Origin of the sequence: Paractinoplanes durhamensis, from assembly GCF_016862175.1 — a bacterium.
Lineage (GTDB): Bacteria > Actinomycetota > Actinomycetes > Mycobacteriales > Micromonosporaceae > Actinoplanes > Actinoplanes durhamensis.
In genome coordinates, this window is the sequence record NZ_BOML01000018.1 from 13,694 (window position 1) to 29,704 (window position 16,011).

Sequence of the window (16,011 nt, forward strand, 5' to 3'; positions counted from 1 at the left end):
CTATCCCATCCCGGCGGCGGCCAGCACGATGCCGGCCGTCGCCAGGCCGGCCGCCAGGATCGTCGCGATCGTCGAGGCGTCCAGCCCGACTCCGCGCCGGTCGGCCACCCGCTTGGCCCCGACCACGGCCAGGATCGGGCAGGCCAGCAGGACCACCAGCGCGACCACCGGCAGGGCGTCGCGCCAGGTGCCGGTCTGGGAGGTGTGCGCGTTCTGCCGCAGCGCCCGGAACACCACCGCGCCGACCAGGCCGCCGGCCACCCCGAACGCCGCGAACAGCACCTTCACGCCGAACGTGATCGGTCGCGCCGGCGCCGTGTACTTGACCTTGGTGGCGACCTCGTCCAGGTAGTCGGCCGCGTCCTTCTCGGTGCGCTGCCGCGGGATCGACGGCGGCGGCTTGGTGCGGCCGTACCGTTCGGCGATCGGGCCCACCTTGTGCACGTACTCCGACCACAGCCCGGCCGCCCGGGCGTCCACCCGCTCCATGGTGCGCTGCGCGTCGACGGCCGCCTGCTCGGCCGCCCGCAGCGCCTCGTCGGCCTTGCGGACCGCTTCGTCCGCCGCCGACACCCGGCCGTCGTGCCAGCGCACCGCCTCGGCCCGCAGGTTGGCCGCCTCTTCCTCCAAAGTGGTCAGCCGCCGCAGCACACTGCGGTAGTCGGCGGTGTCGAAATCAGCCGGTTGTACGTCACTCATAATTGTCCGTAGGGGATGATGACCTCGGCGCCTCGATGCACCGAGCGGTCGAAGTGCAGCGCCCGCCACGGCCGCGGGTACCACACGGGCGCGCCGGCCCCCGGGTAGAACGCGGCCAGCTCGCTGCCGTGCACGTCCAGCGCCACCCAGGCGCCGATCGGATCGGTGCGGGACCCGTGCCCGCCGAGTGCGTCGCGCAGCAGCCCGGCGCCGCGCCACCAGCCCAGCACGTGGATCCGCCGTTCCGGGCCCTGCCGCATGATGGTCCGCAGCTGATCGGCGACGACCTTGCCGCCGGGGAGCGCGTCCGCCGCGTACACCAGAAGGAAGTGCGGCCGATCGGCCGGCCAGGAGGCGGAGGCCTCGCTCGCCGCATCCTCGAGGAGCCAGTCGGCGTTGTCCGCCCAGAACAGGCCGCAGTCCGGCAGCTCCGCGCAGAGCGCCTCGGCGGCCGGCCGGGCGTCCTGGTCGAGGCAGAGGATCGAGAACCGGGCACCCTCCGGCGGGAACTGCGCCGCGAGGGACACCGCGGCGGTGGCCAGGATCGAGCACGCCTCCTCGGTGCGGGTGCCCAGGATCGCCAGGTTGCGGCCGGGGGCGCGGCGCAGCACCGTCCGGGCCGACCGGGACGCCACGTCGATGGTCTCGCCGAGCAGCACCATCGGCGCCGGCGAGCCCTCGGCCGGCGCGAGCCGCCGGTAGTCAGGGCTGTCGCTCAGGCTCGGGATCACGTCACCGTCGAACAGCCGGGGCGGGCCCTGGCCCTCCGGGCGGCTGCGCCACAGCCGGTGCTGCAGGGCGTTCCACCGGTCCCGGTCGCCGGCCGACGGCACCCGGACCACCCGGTTCGCCTCGATCGCGCCCGAGTCGGCGTTGACCACCGCGTGGTAGCGCGGCAGCGACTCGGCGGCGGTGTTCGTCTCGGCCAGGACGCGCCGGGCCCGGGGCAGCGCGATCCGCAGCGAGAACTGCGCCACCAGCGCCGGCCGGCCCCACAGCGCCTCGATGCCGGAGACGTCCTGCGACGCCAGGATCATGTGGATGCCCTGCGAGCGGCCGCGCCGGGCCAGGTCTTCCAACAGGTCGACGGCCTCGGTGGCGACCGAGTCGCGGCCGGACAGCAGCACCTGGAACTCGTCGACCACCGCCACGATCCGCGGCCAGGAGCCCTCCGGGTCCTCCGCCCGCAGCTCGGCCAGGTTGGTCACCTCGTACCGTTTCGCGGCGTCCGCGCGGCGGCGCAGTTCCTCGCCGAGGAACCGCAGCAGCGCCAGCCCGAACTCACGGTCGGTGTTGACGTTGACGCCGACCAGCTTCACGTGCGGCAGCCAGCTCGGGTCCCGCCGGCCCGGCGCGAACCGGGCGAACGACACCCCCTCCTTGAAGTCCAGCAGGTAGAAGGCCAACTCGTCGGGGGAGTAGCGGGCCGCGAGGGCGCCCATCCATGCGTAGATCAGGTTGGTCTTGCCGGTGCCGGACGGCCCGGCGATCAACGCGTGCGGCGGGTAGTCGCTCAGCGTCACGGTCACCGGCACGCCCTGCGGGCTGTCCCCGAGCGGCGCCGACAACCCGGTCGCCGAACTCTCCTGCCACACCTCGGCCGGCAGCAGGCTGTCCAGCGCCACCGGGGCCGGACCGGCGGCGACAGCTTCGGCGATCCGGCGACAGGCCGCCGCCACCACCGCCTGCGGCGGACCACCATCCAGCCGTACGGGTAACGCACCCGCGCTGCTCATGTGCGCGTTGTCGCCCGGCTGCGCGGTGATGAACTCGATGCCCGGCCCGGCCTGCACCGGGATGCCCTGGATCACCAGGTGCACGCCCGCCGCGGCCCCGGTGCGCAGCAGCCGCTGCAGCTGGGTCTGCTCGGCCCGGCTCAGCTCGCCCGCGCCGAGCAGCACCGCCAGCCGCCACGGCTCCGGCCGCCGGTGGGTCGCCGCCGACAGCTCCCGCAGCGAGGTGAACTCCCCGGCCAGCACCGTCTCGTTGATCCGCCGCACGTGGTCGACCAGGTCGTCGAGCAGGGTGCCGAGCTCGCCCGGCCCGGCGAACTTCAGCACCCCGGCCGGCGCGAGCGTGGCGAACCGGGCCAGCCCGCCACCGAGGTGGTCCGGGTCGTACCCGGTCAGCAGCAGCGCCCCCGGCGCGGCCGTGCCCAGCGCCCGCAGCAGCAACCCGGCGACCACCTCGTCGCCGACGGCACGATCGCCGCGCACCACCACGTGCCCGTGGTCGAGCAGCGGCACCAGCGCCGGCACGTCCTCCGGATGCGGGAGCAGAAGCCGGCCCACCCGCAGCTCGGCCGCGGTGTCGAGCGGGGACAGCTGCCAGTCGTCCCACGGATCGCCGGCGGCCCCCGGCGCGGCCCGGTCGGCGGCCGCCGCGGCGGCGTCGGCGAACGCGGACAGGTCCTCCGCGCTCTGCTCGTCGATCTCGCGCATCCGCTGATCACGCGCCTCGGCCACGTTGCGGCGACGGGCGATGGCCGCCTCCACCACCCGTTGCCGTCGCTCGACCGCCGCCTCATAGGCGGCACGTGCCGCGGAGAGCGCGTTCTCGGCCGCGCCGAGGGCATGCGAGAGCCCGGCCCGGATGTCCATGACTTGCTGCGTTGTCGACTCAGACATGGGCAATCAACGTTTCATTTGGCGTCGGCGGCCTCGGGGCGGCGCAACGGTTCGGGGGCATTCGGGTCGAGAGTGTTCGCGTCGCGGCCGAGCCGGGCCAGGAGCACGCCGGTCAGCACGCCCGCCGTGACAGCGTTGTCGGCCGGGTGGCCGGACTGCCCCTGCTGGGCGACCGGCACCCGGCAGATCCGGGCGATCAGCGTGTCGAGCACCGCCGGTGAGGTGCCCGGCAGCAGCGACCGCACCCGGCCCGCCGCGGCCTGGCGCAGCCGGTCGACATCCTCCGGCCGGGGCTCGTGGCCGAGCAGGTCACCGGCCAGCCGATGCAGCACCGGCGACGTCACCGCGCTGAGCGCCAGCCCGGTGGCGGCGCTCGCCGAGTGCAGGTCGCGGCCGACCCGGGCCTTGTCGCCGGAGCGCACGCCCTGGGCGACCCGGCGCAACAGCTCGGCCGTGTCGGCCTGCTGTTCCTTCTGCTCCTTGCCGTCCTCGCGATCCGGCTCGCCGGTCAGCTGGGCGACCCGCTGGTGCCACCACGGGCCGAGCTTCTCCTTCTCCTCCGGCGGCGGCGCGTCCTGCTGCTTGACCTCGGGGCGCTCCAGGCCGGCCTTCCAGTCCTTGTCGGGCGGGGCGGCGGCGTCGCCGGTGAGGCCGACGCTCGCCAGGTAGGTGGCGATCGCGTCCTGGGCGATCCGCAGCGCGGCCGCGGCCCGCTCGGCGTGCTCGGTGGCGTTGCCCAGCTGCGGCACGCCGACCGGGTCGACGGACGTCTCGCGCACCCACATGAGGATCTCGGTGGCGCTGCGCAGCTTCTCCATCGCGACCGAGACCAGGCCGGTGGGAAGTTCGTCGGAGGTGGCGCGGAGCTGGGCGCCGAGCTCTTGGATCAGCGACATCGCGTCAGAGCATCGCCGTGTAGTTTTGCGCCTGCTCCACCGCGAGCGAGGTGGCGCCGAGGCACTCTTCCAGCGACTGGTCGGCCTGCGACAGCGACGAATGCGCTGCCCCCACCGCGTCGCTCCCGCTGCCGTCGAGGGCCGCGGCCAGGCTCTGCTGCGCCTCGCCGAGCTTCTCCCGGGCCGCCTGAATCGCCGCCTGCCCCTCGCTCACTTGCTGGAGCGCGGCATCCACGGCCGCTTTGACCTCGGCGACACTGGCCACCCGTGCAGCCTCCTGCTGTGCGGAACCCGACTACCGACCTCAGCCTACTGCCCCCTTCCTGCCCCGCCGTCCCCGCACACCCCATTTGCGGGAGCGGGGAGAGCGCTTGCCCGAAGCATCGGCCCGCTGCCCTGCTCCCCGCCCTGCCGAGTCCGAGATCCGACGCAGGAGTGAACAGGATTGACCCTCCGAGTGAATCGTTCATCCACCCGCGTGCGGCGCGGAGGGGGCCGGCCCGGCGGAGGGGGCCGGCCTGGCGGAGGAGGGCCGACCGGCGGTAGCGGCCATCGCTCCGATCGCGAGCAGCCCCGCGATCGGGGCGAAGGCGAAGCCGGTGCGGATGGTGGCGTCGGTCAGCGGGCCGGCCAAGGCGGCTCCGGTCGCGCTGCCGACCGTGAAGGCCGTGAAGATCCAGGCGAACGCCTCGACCGCGGTGCCCGGCGGGGCCAGGCGGTCGGCGGCCAGGAAGGCGGCGGTCAGCAGCGGGGGCAGGCCGAAGCCGCTGACGAACTGCAGGACGTACATCAAGCCGGGGGCGGGAACCAGCAGCAGCGGCAGGTAACCGACGGTGAAGCAGGCCGCCAGCAGCGGGAGGCGGCGCAGGGTGCCGGGGCGGGCCCGGGTGTAGAGCAGGCCGCTGACCAGCGCACCCAGCGCCTGGCAGGCCAGCAGCCAGCCGGTCAGGCCGCGGTCGCCGGCCGACTCCGCGTAACCGGTGAGGACGACCGGGATGCTGCCGACCGCGGCGCCCACGCAGGCGATGCCGACGACCAGGGTGACCAGGCGCGGGACGCGCAGCGGGCCGGCCCAGTGCCGGTGCGCCGGCCGGCCGCGCCAGTGCCGGGTGGCGGGCGCGGCCACGAAGGCGGCGACGCCGATGAGCTGGAGCGCGGCGGCGACGATCAGGGCGGCGGCCGGGCCGGCGACCGCGACGGCGCCCAGGGTGACCAGCGGGCCGACCACGAAGATCACCTCTTGCAGGGCGATGTCCAGGGCGTAGGCGGCGGTCACGTCGGCGGCCGACACGAGATCTGGCCACAGCGCCCGCAGGCAGGCCTCCAGCGGGGGAGTGCCCATGCCGGCCAGGGCCGCGCCGATCAGCAGGGGCGCCGGATGGCCGGCGCTGAGGGCGGCGATCAGGTAGCCGACGGCGGACAGCGACGCCGAGCCGTAGAGCACCGGCGGCTGGCGCCAGCGGTCGATGCCGCGGGCCAGCACCGGGGCGGTGACCGCCATCCCGGCGGTGAAGACGGCCACCACGATGCCGGCGACGGCGAGGCTGACCGACTGCCGGGCGAACAGCAGCAGGGCGAGGGGTGCGGCCGCGGTCGGCAGCCGGCCCACCTGGCTGGCGATGAGGACGAGCGGGACCTGCGGCGCGCGCAGGACGACGGAGGCAGCAGGCATGACATCGCTCCCGGGCGATGAGAAAGGAAAGGGGGACGCGCTGGAAACCGCAGCGGTCAGGGAGCGAAGTCGGCCCGGTCGTGATCGTTGCCGTAGAGGGGAAGATCAGGCGTGACCCACCGGGCGAGCATCAGCTGCGCCGCCGCCGACGCACGGCTCGCCCACGGCGGCTGGTGGCAGGTGATGCCGCGCGGTGGGGTGGTCACCGCAGAAGACTAGCGCCGGGGGACCGATGACGGTCCGCGCACCTCGGCGCCGAGAGCCACGACACGGTCGCGCAGGCCGCGGTCGGCGGTGACGACCACCACTCGGCGGGTGCGGTGCTCACCGCGTACCAAATCCACGATCTTGTCGTCGCCGGAGTTGGTCGCCCTCGCCAGGGTGACCCCGTTGTCAGCCTGCGGAATTTCCCGGGCCTTGCCTTCCACCACCAGCGTCACCTCGATGGGTCCGGGCAGGTCAGGCAGGCCGTCGGGGATGATCGCGGCGAGGCTGTCGCGGAGCCGGACGGCCGCCGCGGGCCGGTCTTTCCACCAACCGTCGGGCACGGATCCGACAACGTTGGCACCGTCGACGATCACCAGAGGTACGGTCATGAAGTTGAGCGTACCCGTGTCAAGTTTCCGTGAAATGTGGGAATCAACCGATGGCCGGGCGTGCTGCATCGGGGGCAACAGAGGACGTACCAGGAGAGAAGAAGACTTATGAGCATCGGACCGATCGGGCCTGGTGGCCCGGGCAACTGGGACGACCTGTTCGCGCGCTTCTTCGGGGCGGCTGAGCCGCGCCGGCAGCAGCGCATAGACATCACGAAGTACATGAGCGGCGACGCTCGTGAGGTGCTGTCCGCGGCCGCCCGCCGTGCCGCTGAGCTCGCCGATCCGGACCGCACCATCGCCGACCTGGACACCGACCACCTTCTGTGGGGTGCCCTCCAGCAGGACGCGATGAAGCACACCGTGCGCCGCGCCGGTGCCGACCCGGAGTCGCTGCTGGCCGCGCTGGGCCGCCCGGCCGGGGTGCGGGAGAACCCGCCCGAGCAGGTGGCGCTGACCCCGCAGGCGAAGCGGGCCCTGCTGGACAGCCTGCAGATCTCCCGGGCGCTCGGCTCCTCCTACGTGGGGCCGGAGCACATCCTGATGGCGCTCGGCCTCAACCCGGACTCGGCGGCCGGCCGGCTGCTGGCCGGCAAGCTCGACCCGCAGGCGTTGCAGGGCGGCGAGCCGCAGGCCCCGGCGCGCACCCCGACCAGCAGCAACGGCAAGACCCCCACCCTCGAGCAGTACGGCGTGGACCTCACCGAGATGGCCCGCCGTGGCGAGCTCGACCCGGTCATCGGGCGGGCCGACGAGATCGAGCAGGCCGTGGAGATCCTGTCCCGGCGCACCAAGAACAACCCGGTGCTGATCGGTGAGGCCGGCGTCGGCAAGACCGCCGTCGTCGAGGGCCTCGCCCAACGCATCGTGGACGGTGACGTGCCGCTGACCCTGGAGGGTAAGCGGGTCATCCAGCTCGACCTGGCCGGCCTGGTCGCGGGCACCCGCTACCGGGGCGACTTCGAGGAGCGGCTGCGCAAGGTCATCGACGAGATCCAGAGCGAGGGCGACGGCCTGATCGTCTTCCTCGACGAGATCCACACCCTGGTCGGTGCGGGCGGTGGCGGCGACGGTGGCGGCATGGACGCCTCCAACATGCTCAAGCCGGCGCTGGCCCGTGGTCAGCTGCGGGTGGTCGGCGCGACCACGCTGGACGAGTACCGCAAGTACATCGAGAAGGACGCGGCCCTGGCCCGGCGGTTCCAGCCGGTGCATATCGGCGAGCCCAGTGCCGAGGACACCGTGGCGATCCTGCGCGGGCTGCGGGACAACTACGAGGCGCACCACCAGGTGCGGATCACCGACGAGGCGCTCGACGCCGCGGCGGAGCTGTCCGACCGCTACATCACCGACCGGTTCCTGCCGGACAAGGCGATCGACCTGATCGACCAGGCCGGCGCCCGGGTGCGGCTGCGGGTCAAGACCCCGTCGGCCGACACGCGGGACGACGAGCGGCGCCTCGAGCAGCTGTCCCGCGACCGCGACCAGGCGGTGGCGGCGGAGGAGTACGAGAAGGCCTCCGCACTGCGCGACGAGATGAACGAGATCCGGGCGCGCCTGGAGCAGGCTCTTCAGCCGGCAGATGGCATCCCGCAGGTCACCGGCGCGGACATCGCCGAGGTGGTCTCCCGGGCCACCGGCATCCCGGTCAGCCAGCTCACCGAGGAGGAGAAGGAGCGCCTGCTCCGCCTCGAGGGGCACCTGCACGACCGGGTGGTCGGTCAGGACGACGCCGTCGAGGCGGTCGCCGAGGCGGTTCGCCGCTCGCGGGCCGGCCTGGGCGACCCGGGCCGGCCGGTGGGCAGCTTCCTGTTCCTCGGCCCGACCGGCGTCGGCAAGACCGAGCTGGCGCGGTCGCTCGCGGACGCGCTGTTCGGTGACTCGGACCGGATGATCCGGCTCGACATGAGCGAGTTCCAGGAGCGGCACACCGTGTCCCGCCTGGTCGGTGCGCCCCCGGGATACGTCGGCTACGACGAGGCCGGGCAGCTCACCGAGGCGGTCCGCCGCCGGCCGTACAGTGTGGTGCTGCTCGACGAGATCGAGAAGGCGCACCCGGACGTGTTCAACATCCTGCTTCAGGTGCTGGACGACGGGCGGCTGACCGACAGCCAGGGCCGGACGGTGTCCTTCAAGAACACCGTGCTGATCATGACGAGCAACATCGGCTCCGACCTGATCAGCGGGACGCGACGCAGTGTCGGGTTCGGCACCGGGTCTGCCGGGGCCGCAAATGAGGAACTGCGGGACCGCCTCGACCGGCGGCTCAAGGAGCAGCTGCGGCCGGAGTTCATCAACCGGATCGACGAGATCATCGTCTTCCGGCAGCTGGAGACCGACCAGTTGCGGCAGATCACCGAGCTGATGCTGCAGGAGACCCGGCGCCGGTTGGAGGCGCAGGGCATCGCCCTGGAGATCACCACTGAGGCGGTGGACTGGCTCGCGGACAAGGGCTTCCAGCCCGAGTTCGGGGCCCGGCCGCTGCGCCGGACCATCCAGCGTGAGCTGGACAACCGGCTGTCGAAGCTGTTGCTCGGCTCCGACCTGATCGCCGGCCAGACCGTCAAGGTCGACGTGGTCGACGGGAAGCTGAGCTTCCAGGTCTGAGTCTCAGGTCGCGCTCAAGGACGTCATGTTCTCCACCGAGCCGCCTCCCAGGTGCGGGTAGTCCCGGGTCCACTCCACATAGAGCGGATTCCGGGCCACCACCTCCTGGTAGGCGGCTTGCGCCATCTCGATCAGCTTGGGGGCGCTGCGGGCAGCCGGCGATTCCGGGTGCCAGCCCAGCACCTGCCGCCAGCGCAGCGGGGCGGTGCGGATCGGCCGGGAGGTCAGCCCGGCCGGCGGGCGGAACGTCGGCTGGCACAGGCCGAGCGCGAGCCCGGACTCGACCATGTCGACGCAGCCGCGCACGTCGGTCTCGAGGACCCGGCGCGGGGTGAAGCCGGCCCGGGCGCAGGCCGCCGCGAAACACTCGGCGAAGCAGCCGTCGCCGGTGCTGCCCACCCACTGCTCGTGGGCCAGCTCGGCCAGGTCGACGTCGACCTCCTTGGTGGCCGGGTGGTCGTCGGGCATCAGCACGCAGACCGCGTCGACCGCGACGGTCTGCCAGACCAGGCCGTAGTCGGCGGCCGGCATCGCGTCGCCGCACACGCCCACCTGGGCGTAGTCGAGCTTGCCACCCTGCAGCATGGTGGCCAGTTCCTCCACGTAGTACGACGCGTGGGTGGTGATCTGGGCGTCGGGCTGGGCCATCGAGAGCCGGTAGATCATGCCGCCGAGGATCGGTCCGCCGAGGGCGCCGACGCGGTAGCGGCTCATCGTCTCGGACCCGGACGCGCCCGCGAGCCGGGCCGCCTCGTCCTGCAGGCCCTTCATCGCGGGCAGCAGCACCCGGGCGCGGGAGAGGACGAGCTCGCCGAGAGCGGTCGGCCGGGCGCCGCGCCGGTCCCGCTCGAACAGGGGACCGCCGAGGGTGCGTTCGATGCGCTGAAGTTGCGCGGTCAGGGCAGGCTGGGCAAGCCCGAGCTGTGACGCCGCCTTGGTCACGCTGCCGGTTTCCGCGATGGCACAGACAACCTTGAGATGTCGCAACTCCAGGTTCATAGCGTGACGTTAGGGCTTCAAATGCATCGAAGGCTAGCCCTGGAGCCTGCCGAAAGATCCGCTACGTGTGACAAAACAGTTACGTAACCGGGCGGTAACATTACAAATCGCCGAGGTATGTCGTACGTCTAGTAACGACATCGCGTAATTTGTCGACCACCGCGACGGCCGGATCGACAATCTTATTCCAGGGCGGGGTCGACGGGGTGCCCGGATGCGGACGGGTCGGCGCGGCCTCCTCGGCCATCTCCACCCGGTTACCGACCCGGATCAGATCCTCCACCGGGACCATCTGCATGAGCACCGGGAGCAACTCCTCGGCGTCGGCCGCCACGTGCCGTCGCACCGCCTCGGCCACCTCGGCAGCGGCCGGCTCACCCCGGTCGAGCTTCTTGAGGAGGACCAGGAGGGCGTTGTCCTCGGCCAGCTCGCGGGCCGCCAGGTCCTCGCCGCCCGGAACCACCTTCTTGATGGCCGGGTAGAGGTACTGCTCCTCGGCGGAGAGGTGCCGGGAGAGCTCGGCGATCATGACGCTCGCCAGGCGCCGGTTCTCCGGATCGTCGCGGAGACGATCGCTGAGCGACACGAGTGAGAGATGCTGCTCGTTCAGGACATCGATCACGTTGCGACCGGTGGTCTCGCCGCCGACCGGCGGGAGCGGGGGAAGATTCAGCGCGGACACGGCACCGCCGGTACCCGACCGGATGATTTATCAAACTCCTGGTAAGAAGGGCGGATGAACACGACCGCCGCCGCGGAGGTCACGAGCATCTGCCGTGATCTGCTGCGCATCGACACCACGAACACCGGCGACCCGGAGACCACGGTCGGGGAACGCGTTGCCGCCGAGTACGTGGCGGCGAAGCTCGACGAAGTCGGCATCGAGTACGAGGTGCACGAGTCAGCCCCGAAACGGGCCAACCTGATCGCCCGGATCCCCGGCGCCGACCGCACCCGCGGGGCCCTGCTCGTGCACGGCCACCTCGACGTGGTCCCGGCCGACGCGTCCGAGTGGTCGGTCCCGCCGTTCGCCGGCGAGGAGAAGGACGGCTTCCTGTGGGGCCGGGGCGCGATCGACATGAAGGACTTCGACGCCATGATGCTGGCCGTCGTCCGCGACTGGAAGCGCACCGGTTACGTGCCGCCCCGCGACATCGTGCTGGCCTACACCGCCGACGAGGAAGCCGGCATGGAGTACGGCTCGCAGTTCCTCGTCAAGAAGCACCGCGACCTGTTCGAGGGCTGCACCGAGGCGATCGGCGAGGTCGGCGGGTACTCCTACACGGTGAACGACAACATGCGCCTCTACCTGGTGCAGACCGCCGAGAAGGGGCTGAACTGGCTGCGCCTGCACGCCACCGGCCGGCCCGGGCACGGCTCGTTCATCCACGACGACAACGCGGTCACCGCGCTGAGTGAGGCGGTCGCCGCGGTCGGCCGGCACCGGTTCCCGGTGGTGGTCACCCCGACCGTCCGCCGGTTCCTGCAGGAGGTGTCCGACGCGCTCGGCATCGACCTCGACCCGGACGACCCGGAGCTGGCGGTGTCGAAGCTGGGCCCGATCGCCAACCTGATCGGCGCGACCATCCGGAACACCGCGAACCCGACCCGGCTGCAGGCCGGCTACAAGGACAACGTGATCCCCGGCCGGGCGTCCGCCACCATCGACTGCCGCACCCTTCCGGGGGAGGCCGAGTCGTTCCTGGCCGAGCTGCGCGACCTGATCGGCCCGGACATCGAGATCGAGCACATTCAGCAGCAGCCGGCGGTGGAGACCGAGTTCGGCGGGGCGCTGGTCGACGCCATGGGGGCGGCCCTGCGGGCCGAGGACCCGGGGGCCCGGACGGTGCCGTACCTCATGTCCGGGGGCACCGACGCGAAGGCGTTCGCGACGCTTGGTATCAACTGTTTCGGGTTCGCGCCGCTGCGCCTTCCCCCGGACCTCAACTTCGCCGCGCTGTTCCATGGCATCGACGAGCGGGTTCCGGTGGAGGGACTAGAGTTCGGCGTGCGTGTACTGGACCGCTTGCTCCGAAACAGTTGATTTTTCCGTTTTCCCGGAGGGACCCGATAGATGACCGACCAGAACGCGGAACTCGATGCCGCTCTCGAGGCGGTAGTTGAGGCCGCCAAGGCGCATCTCGCGGCGGTCAAGGCGGCCGCCGGCCGTATCGATGACGACGACGTCTGGCAGGCGTACGTCAACCTGAACAACGCCTCATTCGCGTACGACGAGAAGCTTCTCGACGCGTTCGGTGAGGTCACGCCGTGGGATGTCGAGTCGATCGACCCGGACGAGGCCGACCAGCGCTTCGGCCTGGGCGTCGACGGCTACGACGCGGCCGAGTCGACCGACCCCTACCCGCAGGTGATCTCGGTGCGCCAGCGCCGCGACTACCGGGTGCCGAGCGTCTCGGCGCTGCTGCGGGTGGCCGATGCGGCCCGCCGCAACTCGGTGCCGGAGGACGAGGCCGCCGGTGCGGTCGAGAGTGTCGGCGAGGCCGTGCTCGAGCTGCTGCAGGCCGGCGACGGTTCGCTGTCGTCGCTCGACGTGCCCGAGCTGGAGCCGCTCGACGGCCTGCTGACCGTGAGCGAGATCGCGGAGCCGCTCGACCTCGAGGCCTTCGAGGACTCGGACGGCGACGGCCCGTTCGCCCCCCGCGAGGGTGACCTGCTCGTGGGCCGGCTCGACGAGCACCCGTTCCTTCCCGATGAGGAAGAGGACCACGCCGGGCACAACCACTAGCAGCTGACTAGTACGACAGACCCGGCTGGGAGTTCGGCTGGACGCGGCGCCGGAGCACCACTTTCCGGCTGCCGTCCCGGAACAGCTGCACCCGGGCCAACTCCCAGCCGGAGAACTCCGCCTGTATCGCGAGCTGCGCCGCTGCGGTCAACCGATCGACGTTCGAGGGCAATCGCAGCGGCGCATATTCGTAATCCATGACGTCTAATATGCGCTCACGATCCACCGGTCGGCTACCCCTCGGAATCGGGGTACCCGACGCCCTCACGCTCGGGATATCCGACGTCGATGGCGGACACATCGTCGAGCGCGCCGGCGATTTCCGCGGGCAGTGTCAGGTCCTCACTCTGCAGCGCGCCCTGCAGCTGGGCGGCGGTGCGGGCACCCAGGATCGGGGCGGCCACGCCGGGCCGGTCGCGGACCCAGGCGATCGACACCTCGATCGGGGAGACCCCGAGGCCGGCCGCCGCGGTCGCCACCGCCTGCACGATGCTCGAGCTGCGCGGCTCCAGATAGGTCTGCACGAAGCCGGCCAGGTGCTCGGTGGCGGCCCGCGAGTCGAGCGGCCGGCCGTTGCGGTATTTCCCGGTGAGCACCCCCCGGCCCAGCGGCGACCAGGCCAGCACGCCGAACCCGAGCGCGGTGGAGGCGGGCAGCAGCTCGCGCTCGATGCCGCGCTCCAGCAGCGAATACTCCATCTGGCTGGCGACGATCGGGGCCCGGCCCGGATAGGCGGACTGCCAGGTCGCGGCGCGGGTGGTCTGCCAGGCCGCGAAGTTGGACACGCCGACGTAGCGGACCCGGCCGGACGAGACGGCGTGGTCGAGCGCGGCCAGGGTCTCCTCGAGCGGGGTGACCGTGTCGTACCCGTGCACCTGCCACAGGTCGACGTAGTCGGTGCCGAGCCGGCGCAGCGACGCGTCCAGCGAGCGCAGCAGGTTGCCCCGGGAGCCGTCGCGGCGGCGGTAACCATACGGAGTCAGGCCGGCCTTGGTGGCGATCACCACTTCGTCGCGCGGCACCAGGTGGTCGAGCAGCGAGCCGATCACCGCCTCGGCGTCACCATCGCCGTACACATCGGCGGTGTCGATGGTGGTGCCGCCGGCCTCCAGGTAGAACTTGAGCTGGGCGGCCGCGTCGTCGGGATCGGTGTCCCGTCCCCAGGTCATGGTGCCGAGCGCGAGCCGGGAGACCGCCAGCCCGCTTCGGCCGAGCGGTCGCTGTTGCACGAGTGAACCTTATTCGCACTGTGTCCGTAGGGAAATGCTCCGGCCCAGGTCAACCGCGTCGGTTACCGGACGGAAACTACGCAGCGTGGGTGGATAGGCTCGCAGACAGGAACGGCAAAACCTGGAGGACACGTGCGGCTCGGAATCAGCCTCGGATATCAGGCGGCGTGGACGACGCCCGCCGATCACCTGGCGATGGCCCAGGAGGCGGATCGGCTCGGCTTCGCGGTGGCCTGGTCGGCCGAGGCGTACGGGTCGGACGCGGTCAGCATGCTCGCCTGGATGGCCGGCCAGACCCGGCAGATCGATCTGGGCGCGGCCGTGATGCAGATCCCGGCGCGCACCCCGGCGATGACCGCGATGACCGCGGCCACCATCGACGCGCTCTCCGGCGGCCGGTTCCGGCTCGGCCTGGGCGTCTCCGGCCCGCAGGTCTCCGAGGGCTGGCACGGTGTCCGGTTCGCCAAGCCGCTGCAGCGCACCAGGGAATATGTCGACATCGTCAAGATGGCGCTGGCCCGCCAGCCGGTCTCCTACCAGGGGCAGCACTACACGCTGCCGCTGCCGGACGGCGCGGGCAAGGCCCTCAAGCTGGGCTTCCGGCCGCCGCGCACGGACATCCCGATCTACCTGGCCGCGGTCGGCCCGAAAAACCTGGAGCTGGCCGGTGAGGTCGCCGACGGCTGGCTGGCGATCTTCTTCGCGCCCGACGCCGCGGGCGAATACCTGCAGCACATCGAGCGCGGCCGGGCCAAGCGCGGGCTCGGCCTGACCGGTTTCGACGTGGCGCCGACGGTCCCGGTGGTGATCGGCGACAACGCCGCCTGGTGCGCCGACGTGGTGCGGCCGTACGCGGCGCTCTACGTGGGCGGCATGGGCAGCCGGGAGCAGAACTTCTACAACCAGCTCGCGGTCCGGATGGGCTACGCCGACGCCGCCAAGAAGGTGCAGGATCTCTATCTGAGCGGCCAGAAGGCGGAGGCGGCCGAGGCGATCCCGCAGGAGTTCATCGAGCGCACCTCGATCGTCGGCAACAAGATCCAGGTCAAGGAACGCATCAAGCAGTACGCGGCGGCCGGCGTCGGCACCCTCTCGATCAGCCCGTACGTCGGCGATCTGAAGAGCGGCATCGACACCCTGCGGATCGTCGCCGAGGCGTACGAAGAGTCCGGCGTGGCCGAATAATGGCCACCGTCCTCCTGCTGCGGCATGGGCGCACGACGGCCAACGCCAGTGGCGAGCTGGCCGGCCGCCGTCCGGTCGACCTCGACGAGACCGGCCGTACGCAGGCCGAGCGGGCGGGGGATCGGCTGCGCCCCCTGCCCTTGGCCGCGGTGGTGTCGAGCCCGCTCAAGCGCTGCCGCAACACGGTCGAGCTTGCCCTGCCCGAATCCGACATATACGAAGATGACGGATTGATCGAGTGCGGCTACGGCGACTGGGAGGGTCAAAAGCTCAAGGACCTGAGCAAAGAGCCGCTCTGGTCGGTCGTCCAGCAGCACCCGAGCGCGGCGGTCTTCCCGAACGGTGAGGCCATGTCGGATATGTCGGCCAGGGCCATCGGCACCATCCGCCGCTGGGACGCCAAGATCACCGAGGAGCACGGGCCGGAGGCGCTCTGGCTCGCCTGCACCCACGGTGATGTGATCAAGGCCATCATCGCCGACGCGCTCGGCCTGCACCTCGACCAGTTCCAGCGGATCGTCGCCGACCCGGCCTCGATCAGCGTGATCCGGTACACCCCGACCCGGCCGTTCGTCGTCCGGGTCAACGAGGGCGGGGACCTGCGCACCCTCGTACCCCCCAAAAGCACCGGCACCGACTCGGACGCCGCGGTCGGCGGCGGGGCCGGCGCGGGCGTCTGACACCTTTGTGTGACCGGCGTGTTACCCCTGGTGGGTGTCGGTTGCGCCCTCGGCGAACCGGGGCACGCAGGGTGC

The 16,011-nt window shown here is 71.8% G+C and carries 16 protein-coding genes; 5 read left to right on the plus strand and 11 right to left on the minus strand.

The features are described 5' to 3' along the window. From Adu01nite_RS09400 to Adu01nite_RS09430, 7 genes are all read right to left on the minus strand, one after another. A complete protein-coding gene (locus Adu01nite_RS09400) occupies positions 1–699 on the minus strand; it encodes a hypothetical protein (protein ID WP_203726181.1) in 699 nt (232 codons plus the stop codon). After that, on the minus strand, positions 696–3,326 hold the full coding sequence (locus Adu01nite_RS09405) for an FtsK/SpoIIIE domain-containing protein (protein WP_203726182.1): 2,631 nt from the start codon (positions 3,324–3,326) through the stop codon (positions 696–698). The genes Adu01nite_RS09400 and Adu01nite_RS09405 overlap by 4 nt, the downstream gene beginning before the upstream one ends. A gap of 14 nt (positions 3,327–3,340) precedes the next feature. Beyond that, positions 3,341–4,222, minus strand: a complete 882-nt coding sequence (locus Adu01nite_RS09410; RefSeq protein WP_203726183.1) for a hypothetical protein — start codon at positions 4,220–4,222, stop codon at positions 3,341–3,343. Positions 4,223–4,226: 4 nt separating this feature from the next. Then, entirely contained in the window at positions 4,227–4,487 is a 261-nt protein-coding gene (locus Adu01nite_RS09415; protein WP_203726184.1) for a hypothetical protein, read from the minus strand. A 201-nt stretch (positions 4,488–4,688) separates the two neighbouring features. Further along, the gene (locus Adu01nite_RS09420; protein ID WP_203726185.1) at positions 4,689–5,894 is read right to left on the minus strand and encodes an MFS transporter; all 1,206 of its coding nucleotides are present in this window, start codon (positions 5,892–5,894) and stop codon (positions 4,689–4,691) included. A 56-nt stretch (positions 5,895–5,950) separates the two neighbouring features. Further along, positions 5,951–6,100 (minus strand): hypothetical protein, encoded by a 150-nt coding sequence (locus tag Adu01nite_RS09425; RefSeq protein ID WP_203726186.1) that lies wholly within the window; start codon positions 6,098–6,100, stop codon positions 5,951–5,953. Positions 6,101–6,109: 9 nt separating this feature from the next. Continuing rightward, the gene (locus tag Adu01nite_RS09430; RefSeq protein ID WP_203726187.1) at positions 6,110–6,490 is read right to left on the minus strand and encodes a hypothetical protein; all 381 of its coding nucleotides are present in this window, start codon (positions 6,488–6,490) and stop codon (positions 6,110–6,112) included. Positions 6,491–6,598: 108 nt separating this feature from the next. On the opposite strand from Adu01nite_RS09430, the gene Adu01nite_RS09435 reads away from it, so the two are divergent. After that, complete coding sequence (locus Adu01nite_RS09435; RefSeq protein WP_203726188.1) at positions 6,599–9,097, plus strand: ATP-dependent Clp protease ATP-binding subunit; 2,499 nt, start codon at positions 6,599–6,601, stop codon at positions 9,095–9,097. Positions 9,098–9,100: 3 nt separating this feature from the next. Here the strand turns inward: Adu01nite_RS09435 and Adu01nite_RS09440 are convergent, their stop codons facing one another. Then, complete coding sequence (locus tag Adu01nite_RS09440; protein WP_203726189.1) at positions 9,101–10,096, minus strand: LysR family transcriptional regulator; 996 nt, start codon at positions 10,094–10,096, stop codon at positions 9,101–9,103. Between the two features lie 100 nt (positions 10,097–10,196). After that, positions 10,197–10,778, minus strand: coding sequence for a hemerythrin domain-containing protein (locus Adu01nite_RS09445; protein ID WP_307836610.1), 582 nt, complete (start codon positions 10,776–10,778; stop codon positions 10,197–10,199). 54 nt (positions 10,779–10,832) lie between these two features. Between Adu01nite_RS09445 and Adu01nite_RS09450 the strand changes: the two genes are divergently transcribed. After that, positions 10,833–12,140, plus strand: a complete 1,308-nt coding sequence (locus tag Adu01nite_RS09450) for a M20/M25/M40 family metallo-hydrolase (protein ID WP_203726190.1) — start codon at positions 10,833–10,835, stop codon at positions 12,138–12,140. A gap of 30 nt (positions 12,141–12,170) precedes the next feature. After that, positions 12,171–12,842 (plus strand): hypothetical protein, encoded by a 672-nt coding sequence (locus Adu01nite_RS09455; RefSeq protein WP_203726191.1) that lies wholly within the window; start codon positions 12,171–12,173, stop codon positions 12,840–12,842. Positions 12,843–12,849: 7 nt separating this feature from the next. Here the strand turns inward: Adu01nite_RS09455 and Adu01nite_RS09460 are convergent, their stop codons facing one another. Next, entirely contained in the window at positions 12,850–13,041 is a 192-nt protein-coding gene (locus tag Adu01nite_RS09460) for a DUF5703 family protein (RefSeq protein WP_203726192.1), read from the minus strand. Between the two features lie 34 nt (positions 13,042–13,075). Further along, positions 13,076–14,071: an aldo/keto reductase gene (locus tag Adu01nite_RS09465; protein ID WP_203726193.1), complete on the minus strand. Its 996-nt coding sequence runs from the start codon at positions 14,069–14,071 to the stop codon at positions 13,076–13,078. Positions 14,072–14,203: 132 nt separating this feature from the next. On the opposite strand from Adu01nite_RS09465, the gene Adu01nite_RS09470 reads away from it, so the two are divergent. Both Adu01nite_RS09470 and Adu01nite_RS09475 read left to right on the plus strand, forming a co-directional pair. After that, a complete protein-coding gene (locus Adu01nite_RS09470; RefSeq protein WP_203726194.1) occupies positions 14,204–15,256 on the plus strand; it encodes an LLM class F420-dependent oxidoreductase in 1,053 nt (350 codons plus the stop codon). Continuing rightward, entirely contained in the window at positions 15,256–15,936 is a 681-nt protein-coding gene (locus Adu01nite_RS09475; RefSeq protein ID WP_203726195.1) for a histidine phosphatase family protein, read from the plus strand. The genes Adu01nite_RS09470 and Adu01nite_RS09475 overlap by 1 nt, the downstream gene beginning before the upstream one ends. The last annotated feature ends 75 nt before the right edge of the window (positions 15,937–16,011 follow it).